Raw genomic sequence first — 17,654 nt, forward strand, 5'->3', positions numbered from 1 at the left:
AGGCCCCGTGGCTGATCGCTTGAATGCGGCGGGGTTTGCGCGTATAGCCCGCCGGTGCCCGCTGGCACAGTGATTCATCAATCAAGACAAGCCGTGTCCCCCTGTTTCGCTTCGAGGGTGTGTCCGGCAAAGGAGAAGCGACATGAAACTGCATGAAATCCGCGACAATGATGGCGCGAACCGCACCAAGAAACGCGTCGCGCGTGGTCCCGGTTCGGGCAAGGGCAAGACCGCAGGCCGCGGCATCAAGGGTCAGAAGTCCCGTTCGGGCGTCGCCATCGGCGGATACGAAGGCGGCCAGATGCCGCTGTATCGCCGCCTGCCCAAGCGCGGCTTCACCAAGCCGAATGCGAAACATTACGCCGTCGTGAACCTGGGCCAGATCCAGGGCTTCATCGATCTGGGCAAGATCGACGGCAAGGCCGAGCTGACCGAAGACGGGCTGGTCGCATCGGGACTGGTGCGCCGCAAGCTGGACGGCATCCGTCTGCTGGCCAAGGGCGAACTGAAGGGCGCGATGACCATCACCGTCACCGGCGCGTCGAAAACCGCCATCGAGGCGGTCGAGAAGGCCGGCGGCAAGGTTCAGCTGCCCGCACAAGCGGCGGCTGCTGCCGAATAAGCTGTTGAACGGGGCTTTCCTGCCCCATAGATAGCAACTAGGTTTTCAGGCGCCGCCGTCCCCGGAAAACGGGTCGGCGGCGCTGTCATGACACGGGACGGAACAGCATGGCGTCAGCCGCAGAACAGATGGCCGCGAACCTCTCCTGGGGGCAGCTTGGCCGGGCCACGGAACTTCGCCAGCGAATCTGGTTCACCATCGGTGTGCTGATCATGTATCGCATCGGCACCTATATCCCCGTTCCGGGGATCGACGGCGCCGCGCTGCGCAACTTCATGGAACAGGCGTCCACGGGGATCGGCGGCATGCTGTCGATGTTCACCGGCGGCGCGCTTGGGCGGATGGGCGTTTTTGCGCTTGGCATCATGCCCTATATCTCGGCCTCGATCATCGTCCAGCTGCTGACCTCGATGGTGCCCACGCTGGAGCAGCTGAAGAAAGAGGGCGAGCAGGGCCGCAAGAAGATCAACCAGTACACCCGCTATGGCACCGTGCTGCTGGCGCTGTTTCAGGCCTATGGTCTGGCCCGCAGCCTTGAGGCCGGTGGCCTTGCGCATGAGCCGGGGCTGTTCTTTCAGGCATCGGTCGTCATCACGCTGGTCGGGGGCACCATGTTCCTGATGTGGCTGGGCGAACAGATCACCGCGCGCGGTGTCGGCAACGGCATCAGCCTGATCATCTTTGTCGGCATTCTGGCGGAAATCCCGGCGGCGCTGGCGAACTTTTTCCAGCAGGGCCGGACGGGTGCCATCTCGACCCCGGTGATCCTGTTCGTGATCGTCATGCTGGTCGCGATCATCGCCTTTGTTGTCTTCATGGAACGGGCGCTGCGCAAGATCCGCATCCAGTATCCCCGCCGTCAGGTCGGCATGAAGGTCTATGACGGCCAGACCAGCCATCTGCCGGTCAAGGTGAACCCCGCAGGCGTGATCCCGGCGATCTTTGCCAGCTCGCTGCTGCTGCTGCCGATCACCATCTCGACCTTTTCGGGGAACGAGGCGGGGCCGATCATGTCGGTCGTGCTGGCCTATTTCGGTCCCGGCCAGCCGCTGTATCTGCTGTTCTTCGCAGCGATGATCGTCTTCTTTACCTATTTCTATACCCAGAACGTGTCGTTCAAGACGGATGACGTGGCCGAGAACCTGAAAAACCAGGGCGGTTTCATTCCGGGCATCCGTCCGGGCAAACGCACCCAGGAATATCTGGACTATGTGGTCAACCGGCTGCTGGTGATCGGCTCGGGCTATCTGGCGCTGGTCTGTCTGATGCCCGAGATCCTGCGCGACCAGTTCTCGATCCCGGTCTATCTGGGCGGCACCTCGGTGCTGATCGTGGTCTCGGTGACGATGGACACGATCAATCAGGTGCAAAGCCACCTGCTGGCCCACCAATATGAAGGCTTGATCGAGAAATCGCAGCTGCGCGGCAAACGCAAGCCGGGCACGCCCAAGCCGCGCCGCACACCGACGCGGCGCTGAGGGGCGCCGCAGAAAGCTGAACGACAGACGCTGACAAGGCCAAAAAGGCCAGCCTGAGGGGGACATGCCATGACCATCAATATCATCCTGCTGGGACCGCCGGGGGCAGGCAAGGGCACGCAGGCCCGCCGTCTGGTCGAGGACCGGGGCATGGTCCAGCTGTCCACCGGCGACATGCTGCGGGCCGCCCGGTCCTCGGGGACCGAGATGGGCAAGCGCGTGGCCGCCGTCATGGACCGGGGCGAACTGGTCACCGATGACATCGTCATCGGCCTGATCCGCGAACATCTGTCGGCGGGTGGGCAGGGCTTCATCTTTGACGGCTTTCCCCGCACCCTGCCGCAGGCCGATGCCTTGGGTGAGCTGCTGGCCGAAACGGGCATGCAGCTGGACGCCGTGATCGAGATGCAGGTCGATGACGAGGCGCTGGTGCGCCGGATCACCGGCCGTTTCACCTGCGGCAGCTGCGGCGAAGTCTATCACGACGAAACCCGCCCGACCAAGGTGCCGGGCGTCTGCGATGTCTGCGGGTCTGACAAGATGGTGCGGCGTGCGGACGACAATGCCGACAGCCTCAAGACCCGGCTGCTGGAATACTACAAGAAGACCTCTCCGCTGATCGGATACTATTATGCCAAGGACCGGCTGACGCAGGTCGACGGGCTGGCCGAAATGGATCAGGTCGCGGCCTGGATCGCGCAGGCGCTGGACACTTGACCTTGATGTGATCTGCCGATAAGTCACAGCATCTCGCAAGAGAATCACCCGGGTTTCGGGTGCACCATCGATTTGGCCCGAAGGCACAGCTTTCGGGCCTTGCGTTGTGAAAAAAGGTTCCGGCGTTACGGAACCGCAACTGAAAAGGAAAACGCGTGGCTCGTATTGCTGGCGTAAACATCCCAACGGGGAAACGTGTCCCCATCTCGCTGACCTATATCCACGGCATCGGTCCGCTGTTTGCCGAACAGATCTGCGAGGCCGTCGGCATCGACCGCGCCCGTCGCATCAATGATCTGTCGGATGCCGAGGTTCTGTCCATCCGCGAATACATCGATGCCAACCTGACCGTCGAGGGCGACCTGCGCCGCGAAGTTCAGATGAACATCAAGCGCATGATGGATCTGGGCTCGTATCGCGGCCTTCGTCACCGTCGCGGCCTTCCGGTCCGTGGCCAGCGCACGCATACCAATGCGCGCACCCGCAAGGGCCCGGCCAAGCCGATCGCCGGCAAGAAGAAATAAGGGGCAAGCGATATGGCACGTGACAAGACCCGCATGAAGCGCAAGGAACGCAAGAACATCGCCACCGGCGTTGCTCATGTCAATTCCAGCTTCAACAACACCAAGATCCTGATTTCCGACGTTCAGGGCAATGCGATCGCATGGTCCTCGGCTGGCACGATGGGCTTCAAGGGGTCGCGCAAATCGACCCCCTACGCCGCCCAGATGGCTGCCGAAGACGCCGGCCGCAAGGCGCAGGAACATGGCGTCCGCACGCTGGACGTCGAAGTTCAGGGCCCCGGTTCGGGCCGCGAATCGGCGCTGCGCGCGCTGGCCGCTGCCGGCTTCAACATCACGGCCATCCGTGACGTGACGCCGATCGCCCATAACGGCTGCCGCCCGCCCAAGCGTCGGCGCGTCTGACACCGGATCATCATTGACCGGCCCCCGCATGCCAGCAGGGGCCGGACATTCGCATTTCACCTCGGGCGTTTCCGGCCTTGGACATGGGCGGGGAACAGGTATGGAGGAAAATTCATGATCCACAAGAATTGGGCCGAACTGATCAAGCCGACCCAGCTGGTCGTCAAGCCGGGCGCTGACGCGACCCGCACGGCAACCCTGGTTGCCGAGCCGCTGGAGCGGGGCTTCGGCCTGACGCTTGGCAACGCGCTGCGCCGCGTGCTGATGTCGTCGCTGCAGGGCGGTGCCATCACCGCGGTCCAGATCGACAACGTCCTGCATGAATTCAGCAGCGTCGCGGGCGTCCGCGAGGATGTTACCGACATCGTGCTGAACCTGAAAGGCGTCACGCTGAAGATGGATGTGGAAGGCCCCAAGCGGCTGACGCTGTCCGCAAAAGGCCCGGGCGAGGTCAAGGCCAGCGACATCCACGAGACCGCTGGCATCACCGTTCTGAACCGCGACCATGTCATCTGCCATCTGGATGACGGGGCCGAGCTGAACATGGAACTGACCGTGCAGACGGGCAAGGGCTATGTCGCCGCCGACAAGAACCGTCCCGAGGATGCGCCCATCGGGCTGATCCCGATCGACGCGATCTTTTCGCCGGTCAAGCGCGTCAGCTATGAAGTGCAGCCCACCCGCGAGGGGCAGGTGCTGGACTATGACAAGCTGACGATGAAGATCGAAACCGATGGCTCGCTGACCCCCGAGGATGCCGTGGCCTATGCCGCACGCATCGTTCAGGACCAGCTGTCCGTCTTCGTGAACTTTGACGAGCCGGAATCGGCCACCCGTCAGGACAGCGATGACGGTCTGGAATTCGATCCGCGCCTGCTGAAGAAGGTTGACGAACTGGAGCTGTCGGTCCGTTCGGCCAACTGTCTCAAGAACGACAACATCGTCTATATCGGCGATCTGATCCAGAAGACCGAAGCGGAAATGCTGCGGACCCCGAACTTTGGCCGCAAGTCCTTGAACGAGATCAAGGAAGTGCTGTCGGGCATGGGCCTGCATCTGGGCATGGACGTGGTCGACTGGCCGCCGGAGAACATCGAAGATCTGGCCAAGCGTTTCGACGACCAGTTCTGAGGGATACGGTGGGGGGCAACCCCCGCCGGGACTGCCGGGCATCTGCCCCAAGGAGAGTGGCCCGCACGCATGGGCTGCCGGACAAAGCAAAACACGCTGTAGGAGATCATCATGCGTCACGCTCGCGGCTATCGCCGCCTCAACCGGACCCACGAACACCGCAAGGCGCTGTTCGCCAACATGTCGGGCTCGCTCATCGAGCACGAACAGATCAAGACCACCTTGCCGAAAGCCAAGGAACTGCGTCCGATCGTCGAAAAGCTGATCACGCTGGCCAAGCGCGGCGATCTGCATGCGCGCCGTCAGGCCGATGCGCAGCTGAAGCAGGACATGCATGTCGCCAAGCTGTTCGACGTGCTGGGCGCGCGCTACAAGGACCGTCAGGGCGGCTATGTCCGCATCATGAAGGCCGGCTTCCGCTATGGCGACATGGCGCCGATGGCGATCATCGAACTGGTCGACCGCGACACCACCGCCAAAGGGGCCGCCGACCGCGCCCGTCTGGAAGCAGAATACGCGCTGGAAGACTGATCCCGCGTCATTCGACCGGATTGATTCGGCCCCGCTGCGATTCTCGCGGCGGGGTCTTTTCGTTCAGGGGCTGAACCTATGGGTTTCCTTACCTTTTGCCGACGGGTGTGGATCCCTATTTTTGATGCAGACATAAACAGTCGGAACGTGACGTTGCGTCACCTGTTGTCGGGATCGCTGATTGTCCACACGTTCGCGACAACACGTTGCCATTTGTTAAGAAAATTTTCGCGAATCGACATTGGACATTGACCGCAACGACAGCAATATATCTAAAAAGCCATGTCATCACGCGCCGATATCAATTCCGGACTTCGCAGCTTGGGCAAGATTGCCCAGGCCGGCTATTTCTTGGGCCTGCACATCCGCTTTGCCGCGCCGCTGATGCAGTTCCAGACCTATCCCGAGGAATGGTCGGAATTCTATTCCAAGAACGCCTATGCGCTGCGTGACCCGACGATTGCCTGGGGATTTTCGACCACCGGGTCGTGCCGCTGGTCTGCGTTGCCCATCCCCGATCCGTTCAACATCCTGCGCGATGCGGCGTCGCACGGACTGACTTATGGCCTGACCTTTTCGCATGGGCCGATCGCTTCGCGCACCATCGCCTCGTTCGCACGCGGCGACCGCGAGTTCACCGATGCCGAGATCGACGATATCGCGACGACCGTTCAGCATCTGCACCAGATCACCGAACCGCCCGCCAGCCTGACCAAGGCCCAGAAAGAGGCGCTGCGCTGCATTGCGCAGGGCGATCGTCACGCGGCGGCGGCGGCGAAACTGGGCATTACCGAAAGTGCTTTCAAGGCGCGCCTGATTTCTGTCCGGGAGCGTCTGAAGGCGCGAACGACAGCCGAAGCGCTGCAAAGGGCCAAGGAATACCGGCTACTTTGACCTGGCCCTGATCGCCGGGTGGTCGATCCGGGTGCCCTCATACCCCCCCCTGGAGCAGATGATGCAGACGACGACGTTGTCCTTTTCCAACCTTCACAATCACGGCGAGCTGTTCGCCAACCTGTTCCGGGCGCGCAAGCAAAGCTTTATCGTTCAGAAGAACTGGGATCTGCCCGAGTCGGACGATATGGAGTTCGACCAGTACGACACCCCGCAAAGCCGCTGGATCGCGATCCACGACAAGGGTCAGGTGCTGGCAGGCATCCGGCTGACGCCGACCTCGGCCCGGTGCGGGATCTATTCCTATATGATCCGCGACGCGCAAGAGGGGGTTCTGGGCGGTTCGATCCCGCAGGATCTGCTGTATGACAAGGCGCCGGTCGATCCGCATGTCTGGGAATGCTCGCGCGTGTTCGTCAGCCATTCGATCCCGCAGATCTATCGTCGCAAGGTGCATTTCGCGATGGTCGAGGCGATGACCGGATCGGCCCGCGACATGGGCGCCACCCGGCTGATCGCGTTGACCGGGTCGCATTGGCCGCGCTGGTACGGCCGCTGCGGTCTGACGGCCGAGGCGATCGGTCCGCACATGACCATCGATGATGGCCAGTTCCAATGCGTCGCCATCGACCTGACCGCCAAGATGCACTAAACCCCGCAGGGAACCGGCACCAGCCGCCCGAGACGGGAGCCGTCATGGCCGATCTGTTCGACACCCCATCGCCACCGGGCGCGCCGCCCCCCGCAGCGCCCCGTCCCTTGGCCGACCGCATCCGACCCACCCGCCTGTCCGAGGTCATCGGGCAGGCCAAGGTGCTGGGCCCGGACGGCCCGCTTGGGGCGATGCTGGGGGCGGGCAGCCTGTCCTCGCTGATCCTCTGGGGGCCGCCGGGGGTGGGCAAGACCACCATTGCGCGGCTGCTGGCGGATGAGACCGATCTGGCCTTCGTGCAGATCAGTGCGATTTTCACCGGCGTACCCGACCTGCGCAAGGTGTTCGACGCCGCGCGCCTGCGCCGGACGCAAGGCCGTGCGACGCTGCTGTTCGTGGATGAGATCCATCGCTTCAACAAGGCGCAGCAGGACAGCTTTCTGCCGCATATGGAGGATGGGACCATCCTTCTGGTCGGCGCTACGACCGAAAACCCTTCGTTCGAGCTGAACGCCGCGCTGATGTCGCGCGCGCAGGTCATCGTTCTGGAACGCCTGAGCCTTGCCGAGCTGGAGCTGCTGGCCCAACGCGCCGAACGAGAGCTGGGGCGCAAGCTGCCGCTGGACGCCAAGGCCCGCGACGCGCTGTTGGAGATGGCCGATGGGGATGGCCGCGCGGTTCTGAACCTGATCGAGCAGGTGGCGGCGTGGAAGGTCAACGGCCCCATCGACCCCGACACGCTGGCGCAGCGGCTGATGAAGCGGGCGGCAAAATACGACAAGTCGGGGGATGAACATTACAACCTGATCTCGGCTCTGCACAAATCGGTGCGGGGCAGCGATCCCGACGCGGCGCTGTACTGGCTGGCGCGGATGCTGGAAGGGGGCGAGGATCCCCGCTATCTGGCCCGCCGCATCACCCGCATGGCGATCGAGGATATCGGTCTGGCCGATCCCGCCGCAGCCCGGCATTGTCTGGATGCCTGGGCGCTGTACGAACGCCTCGGCTCGCCCGAGGGCGAGCTGGCTTTGGGGCAGGCGGTGATCTATCTGGCGCTGGCGCCGAAATCGAACGCCGGTTACGCCGCCTATAAGAACGCGCGGGCCGAGGCCAAGCGCACCGGCAGCCTGATGCCCCCCGCCCATATCCTGAACGCGCCGACGCAGATGATGAAGGATCAGGGCTATGGCACGGGCTATGCCTATGATCATGACGCCACCGACGGGTTCAGCGGCCAGAATTATTTCCCCGACGGGCTGAAGCGTCCGGTTCTTTATGTCCCGGTCGAACGCGGCTTTGAACGGGAATTGAAACGCCGTCTGGACTGGTTCGTCAGCCAGCGGCTGAAGCGCGGCAGTTGACTTTGCGCCCGCCCGGTCACAAGAGACTGGCGATGATGAATCCTTTCCTTCAGGTCGCCATCGGCGGCTCGGTCGGCGCGGTGGCGCGCTATTCGGTCTATCGCGCGATTGCGTGGCACGGGCCGGGCTTTCCCATCGGCACCGCTTTGGTCAATATCGTCGGCAGCTTTCTGATGGGGCTGCTGGCGATTGCCTTGGCGGAACGCTTGGGCAACCATTACGCTCCGCTGCTGCTGACGGGATTTCTGGGTGGATTCACGACGTTTTCAGCCTTTTCGCTGGACGCGCTGACCCTGTGGGAACGCGGTCAGGTCTGGGGGATGGGCTTTTATATTCTGGTGTCGGTCCTGTTGTCGCTGGTTGCGGTGATTGCGGGTCTGGCCGTTGGACGAGGACTTTGGGCATGAGCGCCGTGCAGACCATCATCGTAGGCGATGACGACGCAGAGATGCGCCTTGACCGCTGGCTGAAGAAACGTTTTCCGCAGCTGTCGCAGGTGGCCATCGAGAAGATGTGCCGCAAGGGAGAGCTGCGCGTCGATGGCGGCCGCGTCAAGGCCGCCACCCGGATCGCTGCGGGGCAGGCGGTGCGCGTTCCGCCGCTGCCCGAACCTGGCGACATGCCGGAACGCCCTGAACGCCCGCTTGGCCCCCGCGTCAGCGACAGCGACGAGGAGATGATCCAGGCCGCTGTCCTGTGGAAGGACGAACATATCATCGCGCTGAACAAGCCCCCCGGTCTGCCCAGTCAGGGCGGCAGCGGGTTGGGCGGGCGTCATGTGGACGGGCTGACCACCGCGCTGCTGTTCGGGTTCAAGGAACGGCCCAAGCTGGTGCACCGGCTGGACAAGGACACCTCGGGCGTGCTGCTGCTGGCGCGCACCGACCGCGTGGCGCGGGCCTTGTCCGAGGCGTTCCGGTCGCGCACCACGCGCAAGATCTATTGGGCCGCCGTGGCGGGGGTGCCGCATCCGCGGATGGGCACGATCCGCTATGGTCTGGTCAAGGGCGGCTCGGGGCGCGGCGGCGACAATGAAAAGATGATGGCCATCCATCCCCGCGACATCGACAAGACCGAGGGTGCCAAGCGCGCCACCACCGATTACGCGGTCCTCGATGCGCTGGCCACGCGGGCCAGCTGGTGCGCGCTGGTGCCGATCACCGGGCGCACCCATCAGCTACGCGCCCATATGGCCGAGCTGGGCCACCCGATCGTGGGTGATGGCAAATATGGCGGCTCGGGGCAGGAGAATCTGGGCGATGGCTGGGGTGCCCAGCTGGGCGGAGAGATCAGCAAGAAGCTGCACCTGCATGCGCGGTCCATCAGCTTTGACCATCCGATCACCAAAAAACGCATGACCATCACCGCGCCTTTGCCCGAACATATGGGCCGGACCTGGAAATCCGTCGGCTGGCATGAAAACGACGTGCCCGACGATCCATTCGCGGAGGTCGAATGAGGCTGGTCATCTTTGACGTCGACGGCACGCTGATCGACAGTCAGACCCATATCCATCACGCGATGACCTTTGGGTTCGAACAGGCGGGGCTGGCGCCCCTGCCCAAGGAACAGGTTCTGTCCATCGTCGGACTGTCGCTGCCCGTGGCCATCGCGCAATTGGCCCCGCAGGCCGATGCGGCGACGCAGGCGCGGATCGTGGCGGGCTATAAGGACAGCTTCATGCGGGCGCGGCTGGATCATGCGGCGCCGTTTTATCCCGGCGCGATGGAATGCCTTGACCGGCTGGCCGCGCGCGACGATCTGCTGCTGGCCGTTGCCACGGGCAAATCGCGGCGCGGTCTGGACGCGATGATCGAGGCGCATGGGCTGCAGGGTCGCTTTGTCAGCCTGCAGACGGCGGACGGGCACCCGTCCAAGCCGCATCCCGCGATGCTGTGGCAGGCCCTGTCGGACACCGGCATGGACGCCGCGCAGGCGGTGATGATCGGCGATACCAGCTTTGACATGGAAATGGCGCGGGCCGCCGGGCTGGCGGGCTTTGGCGTCAGTTGGGGCTATCACCCGGTCCATGCGCTGCAGGACGCGGGCGCGGCGCAGATCCTGGATGATTTCGCCGCCCTGACGCAGGCCATCGAAGGCTGGGCGGGCACGGAGGCCACCCGATGAGCGAATGGAAAGCGCGGCGGTTCTGGACGACCGTCACCCTGCGCCCCGAGGATGACGGCTTTGCCATCCTGCTGGACGACCGCCAGTTGATGACGCCCAGCAAGCACCGGCTGGTCCTGCCAACCGAACCGCTGGCCTTGGCGGTGGCCGATGAATGGCGGGCCCAGCAGGATCTGATCGATCCCCGGACCATGCCGCTGACCCGCGCCGCCAATTCGGCGGTCGAGAAGGTCGCGCCGCAGGCCGATGGCGTCGCTTCCATGCTTGCTGAATATGGAGGCACAGACCTGCTGTCTTATCGGGCAACTGAACCGCAGGTTCTGATCGACCGGCAGGCCGAGGGCTGGGATCCGCTGCTGGATTGGGCGGCGACCGATCTGGGCGCCCCGCTGCGGGTCACTCATGGGGTGATTCCCGTCCCGCAGGATCCGGCGGCGCTGGCCCGTTTGCGCGCGCATATCGACAGGCTAGACCTGTATGCGCTGACCGCGCTGCATGATCTGGTCACCATCCCCGGCTCGCTGATTCTGGGGCTGGCGGTCGTGCATGGCCGCATCGACGCGGCCGAGGCGCATCGCCTGTCCCGCATCGACGAGGATTTTCAGGCCGAACGTTGGGGCGCCGATGACGAGGCCATCGAGGCCGCAGAGGGCCGCCGCCTGTCCATAGCGCGGGCAGAGCAGCTGTTCCATCTGTCCCGTCGCGGTTGAAAGCGGCGTCAATCCCGGAAGGGGTTCTTGACGTGTGAACTTGTATCGGCACAATACCGCCTAATAGGACGGCAGTTCGATCGTGCTATGACGACAAGGGCCACTCAGACGGTCCGCAATGCCTGTGGACGTCCCCTGCGGTCGGCCAGAGGCTCCAACACAGAGGTAGCAATGAAAAAATCGGTTTTCCTGGGAACAGTGGCCGCGGCGACGATGCTGGCTGGCATGGGCATGGCCCAGGAGGGGTCGACCCTCGCGCAGGTCAAGGAACGCGACGAGCTGAATTGCGGCGTCAACACCGGCCTCGTCGGCTTTGCCGCGCCGGATGCGAACGGCAACTGGTCGGGCTTTGACATCGCCTATTGCCGCGCGCTGGCCGCAGCAGTGCTGGGCGATCCGCAAAAGGTGTCGTTCGTGCCCACGACCGGTCAGACGCGCTTTACCGCGCTCAGCTCGGGCGAAGTGGACGTTCTGGCCCGCAACTCGACCTGGACCTATTCGCGCGACACCGACCTTGCGTTGGATTTCGTCGGCGTCAATTACTATGACGGTCAGGGCTTCATGGTCAGCCGCGATCTGGGCGTGACTTCGGCCAAGGAACTGGACGGCGCAACGATCTGCATCCAGACCGGCACCACGACCGAACTGAACCTGGCCGATTACTTCCGCGCCAATCAGATGGAATACACGCCCGTCAACATCGACAGCAATGCCGAGGGCGAACAGCAATACATGGCGGGCGCCTGCGACGCCTATACCACCGACGCTTCGGGTCTGGCGGCGACACGGGCGGCATTCGCCGATCCGGAAAACCACATCATCCTGCCCGAGATCATCTCGAAAGAACCGCTTGGCCCGGCCGTGCGCCATGGCGACAGCAACTGGGGCGACATCGCCCGCTGGACCCTGAACGCGCTGGTCGCCGCCGAGGAATACGGCGTCACCTCGCGCAATATCGAGGAACTGGTCCGGTCCTCCGAGAACCCCGAAGTCCAGCGCCTTCTGGGCACCACGGACGATCTGGGCGCCATGATGGGTCTGGACGCCGAATGGGCGCGCCGGGCGATTCTGGCCGGCGGCAACTATGGCGAGATCTTTGCCGCCAATATCGGCGAGCAGACCCCGATTGGTCTGGCACGCGGGCTGAACGCGCAATGGACGCAGGGCGGCCTGCTCTACGCTCCGCCATTCCGCTGATCGTCTGACACTGACAAGGCCGGGCCCTTCGGGGGTCCGGCCTTCTGCAAGACGCAACGAAAAAACCGTCCAAAGCATACGGCGCCAAGCCGATGGCGGTGACAGGGGTAATAGAAGATGACGGACATCCCGGCACCGGCTTACAAGCCGTTCCGGCTGAGCATGCTGGTCAATGACCGGCGGTATCGGTCGCTGACCTTTCAGGTCATCGTGTTCATTCTGGTCATGGCGGGCGCGTGGTGGCTGGTCAACAATACGATCCGCAATCTGGCCCTGATGGGCAAAAGTTTCGATTTCGGGTTTCTGTGGCAGCGCGCGGGCTATGACATCTCGCAGATGCCGATCCCTTATACCGCGAATGACACGCATCTGCGCGCCTCGGTCGTGGGGCTTCTGAACACGCTGATCGTGGCGGTGCTGGGCTGTATCGCGGCCACCGTGCTGGGGGTCATCGTCGGCGTGTCGCGTCTGTCGAAAAGCTGGCTGTTTGCCAGGCTGATGACCGTGTTTGTCGAGATCTTCCGCAACATGCCGCTGCTGCTGTGGATCCTGATCATCTATGCGATCTTTACCGAGATCATGCCGCCGCCCAACGCCTATCGCGGCGAAAACCCTGCCGCCTCGATGATCTTTTTCGACCATGTGGCGCTGACCAACCGCTATACCGCGATCCCGACGCTGGCGATGACCAACGATCCGGGCAGTCTGGATCTGGGCGCGCGGATCACCTTCAACTGGGCGACCATCGCCTTTGTCGTGGCGCTGGTCGGCGGCTGGTTCATCCGCCGCGCCATCCTGAGCCATGCGCAGGCCGTGCAGGACCGCACCGGCGACCGCCCCGTGACATGGTGGAAGAACCTGGCTGTCATGACCGTGCCGTCGCTGTTCCTGATCTGGTTCTTCGGGCTGCATTTCGAAACGCCGACCCTGCAGGGCTTCAACTTTACCGGCGGGCTGAACGTGTCGAATTCGCTGGTGGCGCTGTGGCTGGCGCTGACCCTGTACACCGCCGCCTTCATCGCCGAGATCGTGCGCGCTGGCATCCTGTCGGTCAGCCGCGGCCAGTCCGAGGCCGCCTTTGCGCTTGGCCTGCGCCCGAACCGGACGATGAATCTGGTGATCCTGCCGCAGGCGCTGCGGGTGATCATTCCGCCGCTGATCTCGCAATATCTGAACCTGACCAAGAACAGCTCTCTGGCGATCGCGGTCGGGTATATGGATCTGCGCGGCACGCTTGGCGGGACCACGCTGAACCAGACCGGCCGGGAACTGGAGGCGATCGTGCTGATGATGCTGACCTATCTGGTGCTCAGCCTGATCATCTCGGCGGGAATGAATATCTTCAACGCAAGCGTCAAGCTGAAGGAGCGGTGAGATGAGCGATACCCACGCCCAGACCGTCGCCTTCGTGCGCGACACGATGCTGCCCGCCGAGGCCCCACCGATCCGCGAGGCGGGCGCGGTGAAATGGCTGCGCGAAAACCTGTTCTCGGGGCCGGTCAACACCGCCCTGACCATCGCCGGCCTGCTGATCGTCTGGTTCCTGTTCGCGACCTTTTGGGACTGGTTCGCGCATTCCGTCTGGAACGCCTCGAGCCTTGGTGAATGCCGCGAGATCATCGCCGCCACCTGGGGCGAGGGCGCCCGCGGCGCCTGTTTCGCCGTCATCCGGGAACGCTGGAACCAGTATCTGTTCGGGTTCTATCCCCAGCATCTGTACTGGCGCCCGGTGATGACTTTTGGCCTGCTGATGGTCGCGCTGGCGCCGGTGCTGTTTTCCGCCTCGCTGACGATCCGCCGGGTGGTGCTGGGGATCACCGCTGCGGTGACCCTGTGGGCCATGATCACCCTTGGCGCACCCGCGATCTGGCTGGGCTTTGCCGTCCTTGTGCTGGCCGGTGGCCTGATCGCCTCCGAGCGGAACATTGCCTGGGTGCTGCCTTTCACCATCGTCTATCCCTTGCTGGGGGTGTGGTTCCTGTGGGGCGGCACGTTCTGGGGGCCGGTCTTCGTGCTGGTCGGGCCGTTGCTGGGCTGGGTCGCGTGGCGGGTGCTGTCACGGTTCTCGGCCCTTCTCGCGACGGTGGCGGCCATTCTGGTCACGCTGCTGTTCTGGCTGGTTCTGGCGGGCGATGCCGCAGCTGATGCCGAAGCGCTGCTGTCGCTGTCCATCGAAGCGGTCCGGTCCGACCGGTTCGGCGGCTTTCTTCTGTCGCTGACCATAGGCGTGGCGGGCATCGCGCTGTCGCTGCCCCTGGGCATCGTGCTGGCGCTGGCGCGGCAGTCGGACATGTTCCTGATCAAGTCGCTGTCGGTGATCTTCATCGAATTCATCCGGGGCGTGCCGCTGATCACCCTGCTGTTCGTGGCATCCCTGCTGCTGAACTATTTCCTGCCGCCGGGCACCAGTTTCGACATCATCCTGCGGGTCATCATCATGGTGACGATCTTTGCCGCCGCCTATATGGCCGAGGTGATCCGGGGCGGTCTGGCCGCCCTGCCCAAGGGCCAATACGAGGCCGCCGACGCCTTGGGGCTGGATTACTGGAAGGCGCAGCGGCTGATCGTGTTGCCGCAGGCGCTGAAAATCTCGATCCCCGGGATCGTGTCGACCTTTATCGGCATGTTCAAGGATACGACGCTGGTGACCTTCGTGGGGCTTTACGACCCGCTGAAATCGATGTCGGACGCGGTGCGCGCCAATATCGAATGGAAGGGCATCTATTGGGAGCCGTTCATCTTTGTGGGCGGCATCTTCTTTCTCATCTGCTTCGGCATGTCGCGATACTCGATGTATCTGGAACGCCGTCTGCAACGCGACCACAGGTAAGGACCGGTTCCCATGAGTGAACAGATCGAGCGGCAGATCGACCGCAGCCAGATGACGATCAGCGACGAGATCGCCATCGACATCCGAAACATGAACAAATGGTACGGCACGTTTCATGTCCTGCGCGACATCGACCTGACCGTCCAGAAGGGCGAACGGATCGTCATTGCCGGGCCATCGGGGTCCGGCAAGTCGACCCTGATCCGCTGCATCAACCGGCTGGAGGAACATCAGGCCGGCCATATCGTCGTCGATGGGGTCGAGCTGAGCAGCGACATCAAGAACATCGACAAGGTCCGGTCCGAGGTCGGGATGGTGTTTCAGCATTTCAACCTGTTCCCGCATCTGACCGTGCTGGAGAATTGCACCTTGGCGCCGATCTGGGTGCGCAAGGTGCCCCGCAAACAGGCCGAGGCGACCGCGATGCGGTTTCTGGAAAAGGTCAAGATCCCCGAACAGGCCGACAAATATCCCGGCCAGCTGTCGGGCGGCCAGCAGCAGCGCGTCGCCATCGCGCGGTCGCTGTGCATGCAGCCCAAGATCATGCTGTTCGACGAGCCGACCAGCGCGCTGGACCCCGAGATGATCAAGGAGGTTCTGGACACGATGATCGCACTGGCCGAAGAGGGGATGACGATGATCTGCGTCACCCACGAGATGGGCTTTGCGCAGGCCGTGGCGAACCGCGTGATCTTCATGGATCAGGGCCAGATCGTCGAGCAGAACAATCCTACGGATTTCTTCAACAACCCGAAATCTGAACGGACCAAGCTTTTTCTCAGCCAGATCCTGGGTCACTGACGGCGAGGGGGGGAAAGGGGGCGCTGCCCCCCGCTGCGCCCCCCCCCGGGATATTTATGGACCGCCGCAGGGGGCGGGGATCCGGGCCAGTGTCAGATCCGGCCGTCGAGGCGGACGAAATCCATCATGCGGCCCTGGCCGGGCGCGATCTGGTCCCAAGCGTCCACTTCGAAATCCACGACAAGCGTGGCGGCCGTCGGATAGCGGCGAAAGTCGGGGTCCAGCGGCGGGCGTCCGGGCAGCATCGCCGCCAGTTCCGAAATGCCGGGATTGTGGCCCAGCATCATCACCGTGGGCATGGTCGCGGTTTTCAGGATTGCCATCATCCGTTCGGCCCCAGCCTGATAGAGCGAAGGCTCGATCCGTATCAGCGGGCGCACCTCGAGCGGTGCACCGGCGATGACGGACCATGTTTCCTGCGTGCGCGCGGCCGAGGAGCACAGCACCTCTTCGGGTTCATAGCCGCGGCTGGCCATCCAGTCGCCAAGTGCGCGGGCGGAGCGGCGGCCGCGGTCGTTCAGGGGGCGGTCATGGTCATCCAGCGTGGGGTCGTCCCAGGCCGATTTCGCATGGCGCGTCAGGATCAGGCGTCGGATTCCGAGTGGTGTCATTGGGCTCTGCCTCTTGGTGCCATGCCGTCAGTTTTGGCAGCCTGCCACAGCACTTGGCCGAGGGGCAAGCAGATCACGACTGTCGCGCGCCGCTTGTCCCGATCGCGCTGTTACAACCCGACATCGCCCTGACGCAGCCCGCGCGGCTTGACGCGGGGCTCGGTCGTGCGGATCAACGAGCCTGCGCCATGTTCGGTGAACAGTTCCAGCAGGCAGGCATTGGGGGTGCGCCCGTCCAGAATCACCACCGCGCGGACGCCATCCTTCAGCGCCTTCAGCGCCGTTTCAGTCTTGGGGATCATCCCCCCGGCGATCTGGCCGTCGTCGATCATGGCGCGGACCTGATCGGGATGCAGCTGCGTGACGACCTGTCCGCTGGCATCCTTGACGCCCGCCACATCGGTCAGGAGCAGCAGCCGGTCGGCCTGCAGCGCGCCCGCGATGGCGCCTGCGGCGGTGTCGCCATTCACGTTGAAGGTTTCGTTATCCTCCATCCCCGTGGCGACGGGGGCGATCACCGGGATCATGCCTGCGGTGTAAAGATCGCGGATGATCTGGACGTTCATCTCGACCGGGCGGCCCACGAAACCCAGTTCGGGGTCGTCGGCCTCGCAGACCATCATGTCGTCGTCTTTCCCCGAGATGCCGACCGCGCGTCCCCCCGCATCGTTGATGGCCTGCACGATCCGCTTGTTCACAAGGCCGGACAGCACCATTTCGACCACTTCGACGGTTTCCTTGGTGGTCACGCGCTTGCCGCGCACAAAGCGGCTTTCGATGCCGAGCCGCGCCAGCAGGTCGTTGATCATCGGGCCGCCGCCATGGCAGACGACCGGGTTCATCCCGACCTGTTTCATCAGCACGACATCGCGGGCGAATTCGGCCATCGCATCGTCATCGCCCATTGCGTTGCCGCCGAACTTGACGACCACGACCGAGCCGGAATAGCGCTGCAGATAAGGCAGCGCCTCGGAGAGGGTGCGAGCGGTGGCGATCCAGTCCCGGTTCATGTTCTGCGTTCTCATCCTGTGGGCCCCACGTTACCCGCCGGACCCTAGGGCGCATG

20 protein-coding genes are annotated in these 17,654 nt (G+C 63.7%); 18 read left to right on the forward strand and 2 right to left on the reverse strand.

The annotated features are described in order from the left end of the window. Positions 1-142 precede the first annotated feature (142 nt). The 18 genes from rplO to EG885_RS10480 all read left to right on the forward strand — a co-directional run bounded on the left by rplO (position 143) and on the right by EG885_RS10480 (position 15,977). Positions 143-622 carry a 50S ribosomal protein L15 gene (gene rplO / locus EG885_RS10395; protein ID WP_131574414.1) on the forward strand — a complete coding sequence of 160 codons (480 nt, stop codon included), beginning with the start codon at positions 143-145 and terminating at the stop codon, positions 620-622. 107 nt (positions 623-729) lie between these two features. Then, a complete protein-coding gene (gene secY / locus EG885_RS10400) occupies positions 730-2,100 on the forward strand; it encodes a preprotein translocase subunit SecY (RefSeq protein ID WP_131574415.1) in 1,371 nt (456 codons plus the stop codon). A gap of 69 nt (positions 2,101-2,169) precedes the next feature. Then, positions 2,170-2,817: an adenylate kinase gene (locus EG885_RS10405; protein WP_131574416.1), complete on the forward strand. Its 648-nt coding sequence runs from the start codon at positions 2,170-2,172 to the stop codon at positions 2,815-2,817. A gap of 155 nt (positions 2,818-2,972) precedes the next feature. Then, complete coding sequence (gene rpsM / locus EG885_RS10410) at positions 2,973-3,341, forward strand: 30S ribosomal protein S13 (protein WP_131574417.1); 369 nt, start codon at positions 2,973-2,975, stop codon at positions 3,339-3,341. Positions 3,342-3,353: 12 nt separating this feature from the next. Then, positions 3,354-3,743, forward strand: coding sequence for a 30S ribosomal protein S11 (gene rpsK / locus EG885_RS10415; RefSeq protein ID WP_042247912.1), 390 nt, complete (start codon positions 3,354-3,356; stop codon positions 3,741-3,743). Positions 3,744-3,857: 114 nt separating this feature from the next. Continuing rightward, entirely contained in the window at positions 3,858-4,874 is a 1,017-nt protein-coding gene (locus EG885_RS10420) for a DNA-directed RNA polymerase subunit alpha (protein WP_131574418.1), read from the forward strand. Between the two features lie 111 nt (positions 4,875-4,985). Further along, entirely contained in the window at positions 4,986-5,405 is a 420-nt protein-coding gene (gene rplQ, locus EG885_RS10425; protein WP_131574419.1) for a 50S ribosomal protein L17, read from the forward strand. Positions 5,406-5,687: 282 nt separating this feature from the next. Further along, positions 5,688-6,299 (forward strand): helix-turn-helix transcriptional regulator, encoded by a 612-nt coding sequence (locus tag EG885_RS10430; RefSeq protein ID WP_131574420.1) that lies wholly within the window; start codon positions 5,688-5,690, stop codon positions 6,297-6,299. 61 nt (positions 6,300-6,360) lie between these two features. Next, positions 6,361-6,951: an acyl-homoserine-lactone synthase gene (locus EG885_RS10435; RefSeq protein ID WP_131574453.1), complete on the forward strand. Its 591-nt coding sequence runs from the start codon at positions 6,361-6,363 to the stop codon at positions 6,949-6,951. A gap of 44 nt (positions 6,952-6,995) precedes the next feature. Beyond that, complete coding sequence (locus EG885_RS10440; protein WP_131574421.1) at positions 6,996-8,312, forward strand: replication-associated recombination protein A; 1,317 nt, start codon at positions 6,996-6,998, stop codon at positions 8,310-8,312. Positions 8,313-8,344: 32 nt separating this feature from the next. Further along, complete coding sequence (crcB, locus tag EG885_RS10445; protein WP_131574422.1) at positions 8,345-8,719, forward strand: fluoride efflux transporter CrcB; 375 nt, start codon at positions 8,345-8,347, stop codon at positions 8,717-8,719. Beyond that, positions 8,716-9,771 carry an RluA family pseudouridine synthase gene (locus tag EG885_RS10450; protein WP_131574423.1) on the forward strand — a complete coding sequence of 352 codons (1,056 nt, stop codon included), beginning with the start codon at positions 8,716-8,718 and terminating at the stop codon, positions 9,769-9,771. The genes crcB and EG885_RS10450 overlap by 4 nt, the downstream gene beginning before the upstream one ends. Next, on the forward strand, positions 9,768-10,439 hold the full coding sequence (locus EG885_RS10455) for an HAD-IA family hydrolase (protein ID WP_131574424.1): 672 nt from the start codon (positions 9,768-9,770) through the stop codon (positions 10,437-10,439). Before EG885_RS10450 ends, EG885_RS10455 begins: the two co-directional genes overlap by 4 nt. Beyond that, positions 10,436-11,149, forward strand: coding sequence for an ATP12 family chaperone protein (locus EG885_RS10460; RefSeq protein WP_131574425.1), 714 nt, complete (start codon positions 10,436-10,438; stop codon positions 11,147-11,149). The genes EG885_RS10455 and EG885_RS10460 overlap by 4 nt, the downstream gene beginning before the upstream one ends. Positions 11,150-11,320: 171 nt before the next feature. Next, complete coding sequence (locus EG885_RS10465) at positions 11,321-12,346, forward strand: amino acid ABC transporter substrate-binding protein (protein ID WP_131574426.1); 1,026 nt, start codon at positions 11,321-11,323, stop codon at positions 12,344-12,346. Between the two features lie 117 nt (positions 12,347-12,463). After that, positions 12,464-13,720, forward strand: a complete 1,257-nt coding sequence (locus EG885_RS10470) for an amino acid ABC transporter permease (RefSeq protein WP_165571105.1) — start codon at positions 12,464-12,466, stop codon at positions 13,718-13,720. A 1-nt stretch (position 13,721) separates the two neighbouring features. Continuing rightward, positions 13,722-15,176: an amino acid ABC transporter permease gene (locus EG885_RS10475; protein WP_131574427.1), complete on the forward strand. Its 1,455-nt coding sequence runs from the start codon at positions 13,722-13,724 to the stop codon at positions 15,174-15,176. Positions 15,177-15,188: 12 nt separating this feature from the next. Further along, a complete protein-coding gene (locus EG885_RS10480) occupies positions 15,189-15,977 on the forward strand; it encodes an amino acid ABC transporter ATP-binding protein (RefSeq protein ID WP_131574428.1) in 789 nt (262 codons plus the stop codon). 92 nt (positions 15,978-16,069) lie between these two features. On the opposite strand, the gene EG885_RS10485 is transcribed toward EG885_RS10480, so the two are convergent. Continuing rightward, positions 16,070-16,588, reverse strand: coding sequence for a SixA phosphatase family protein (locus EG885_RS10485; RefSeq protein ID WP_131574429.1), 519 nt, complete (start codon positions 16,586-16,588; stop codon positions 16,070-16,072). A gap of 110 nt (positions 16,589-16,698) precedes the next feature. Beyond that, positions 16,699-17,598 (reverse strand): acetylglutamate kinase, encoded by a 900-nt coding sequence (gene argB, locus EG885_RS10490; protein WP_131574455.1) that lies wholly within the window; start codon positions 17,596-17,598, stop codon positions 16,699-16,701. Positions 17,599-17,654 lie beyond the last annotated feature (56 nt).

It is taken from the genome of Paracoccus nototheniae, from assembly GCF_004335005.1.
GTDB classification, from domain to species: Bacteria; Pseudomonadota; Alphaproteobacteria; order Rhodobacterales; family Rhodobacteraceae; genus Paracoccus; species Paracoccus nototheniae.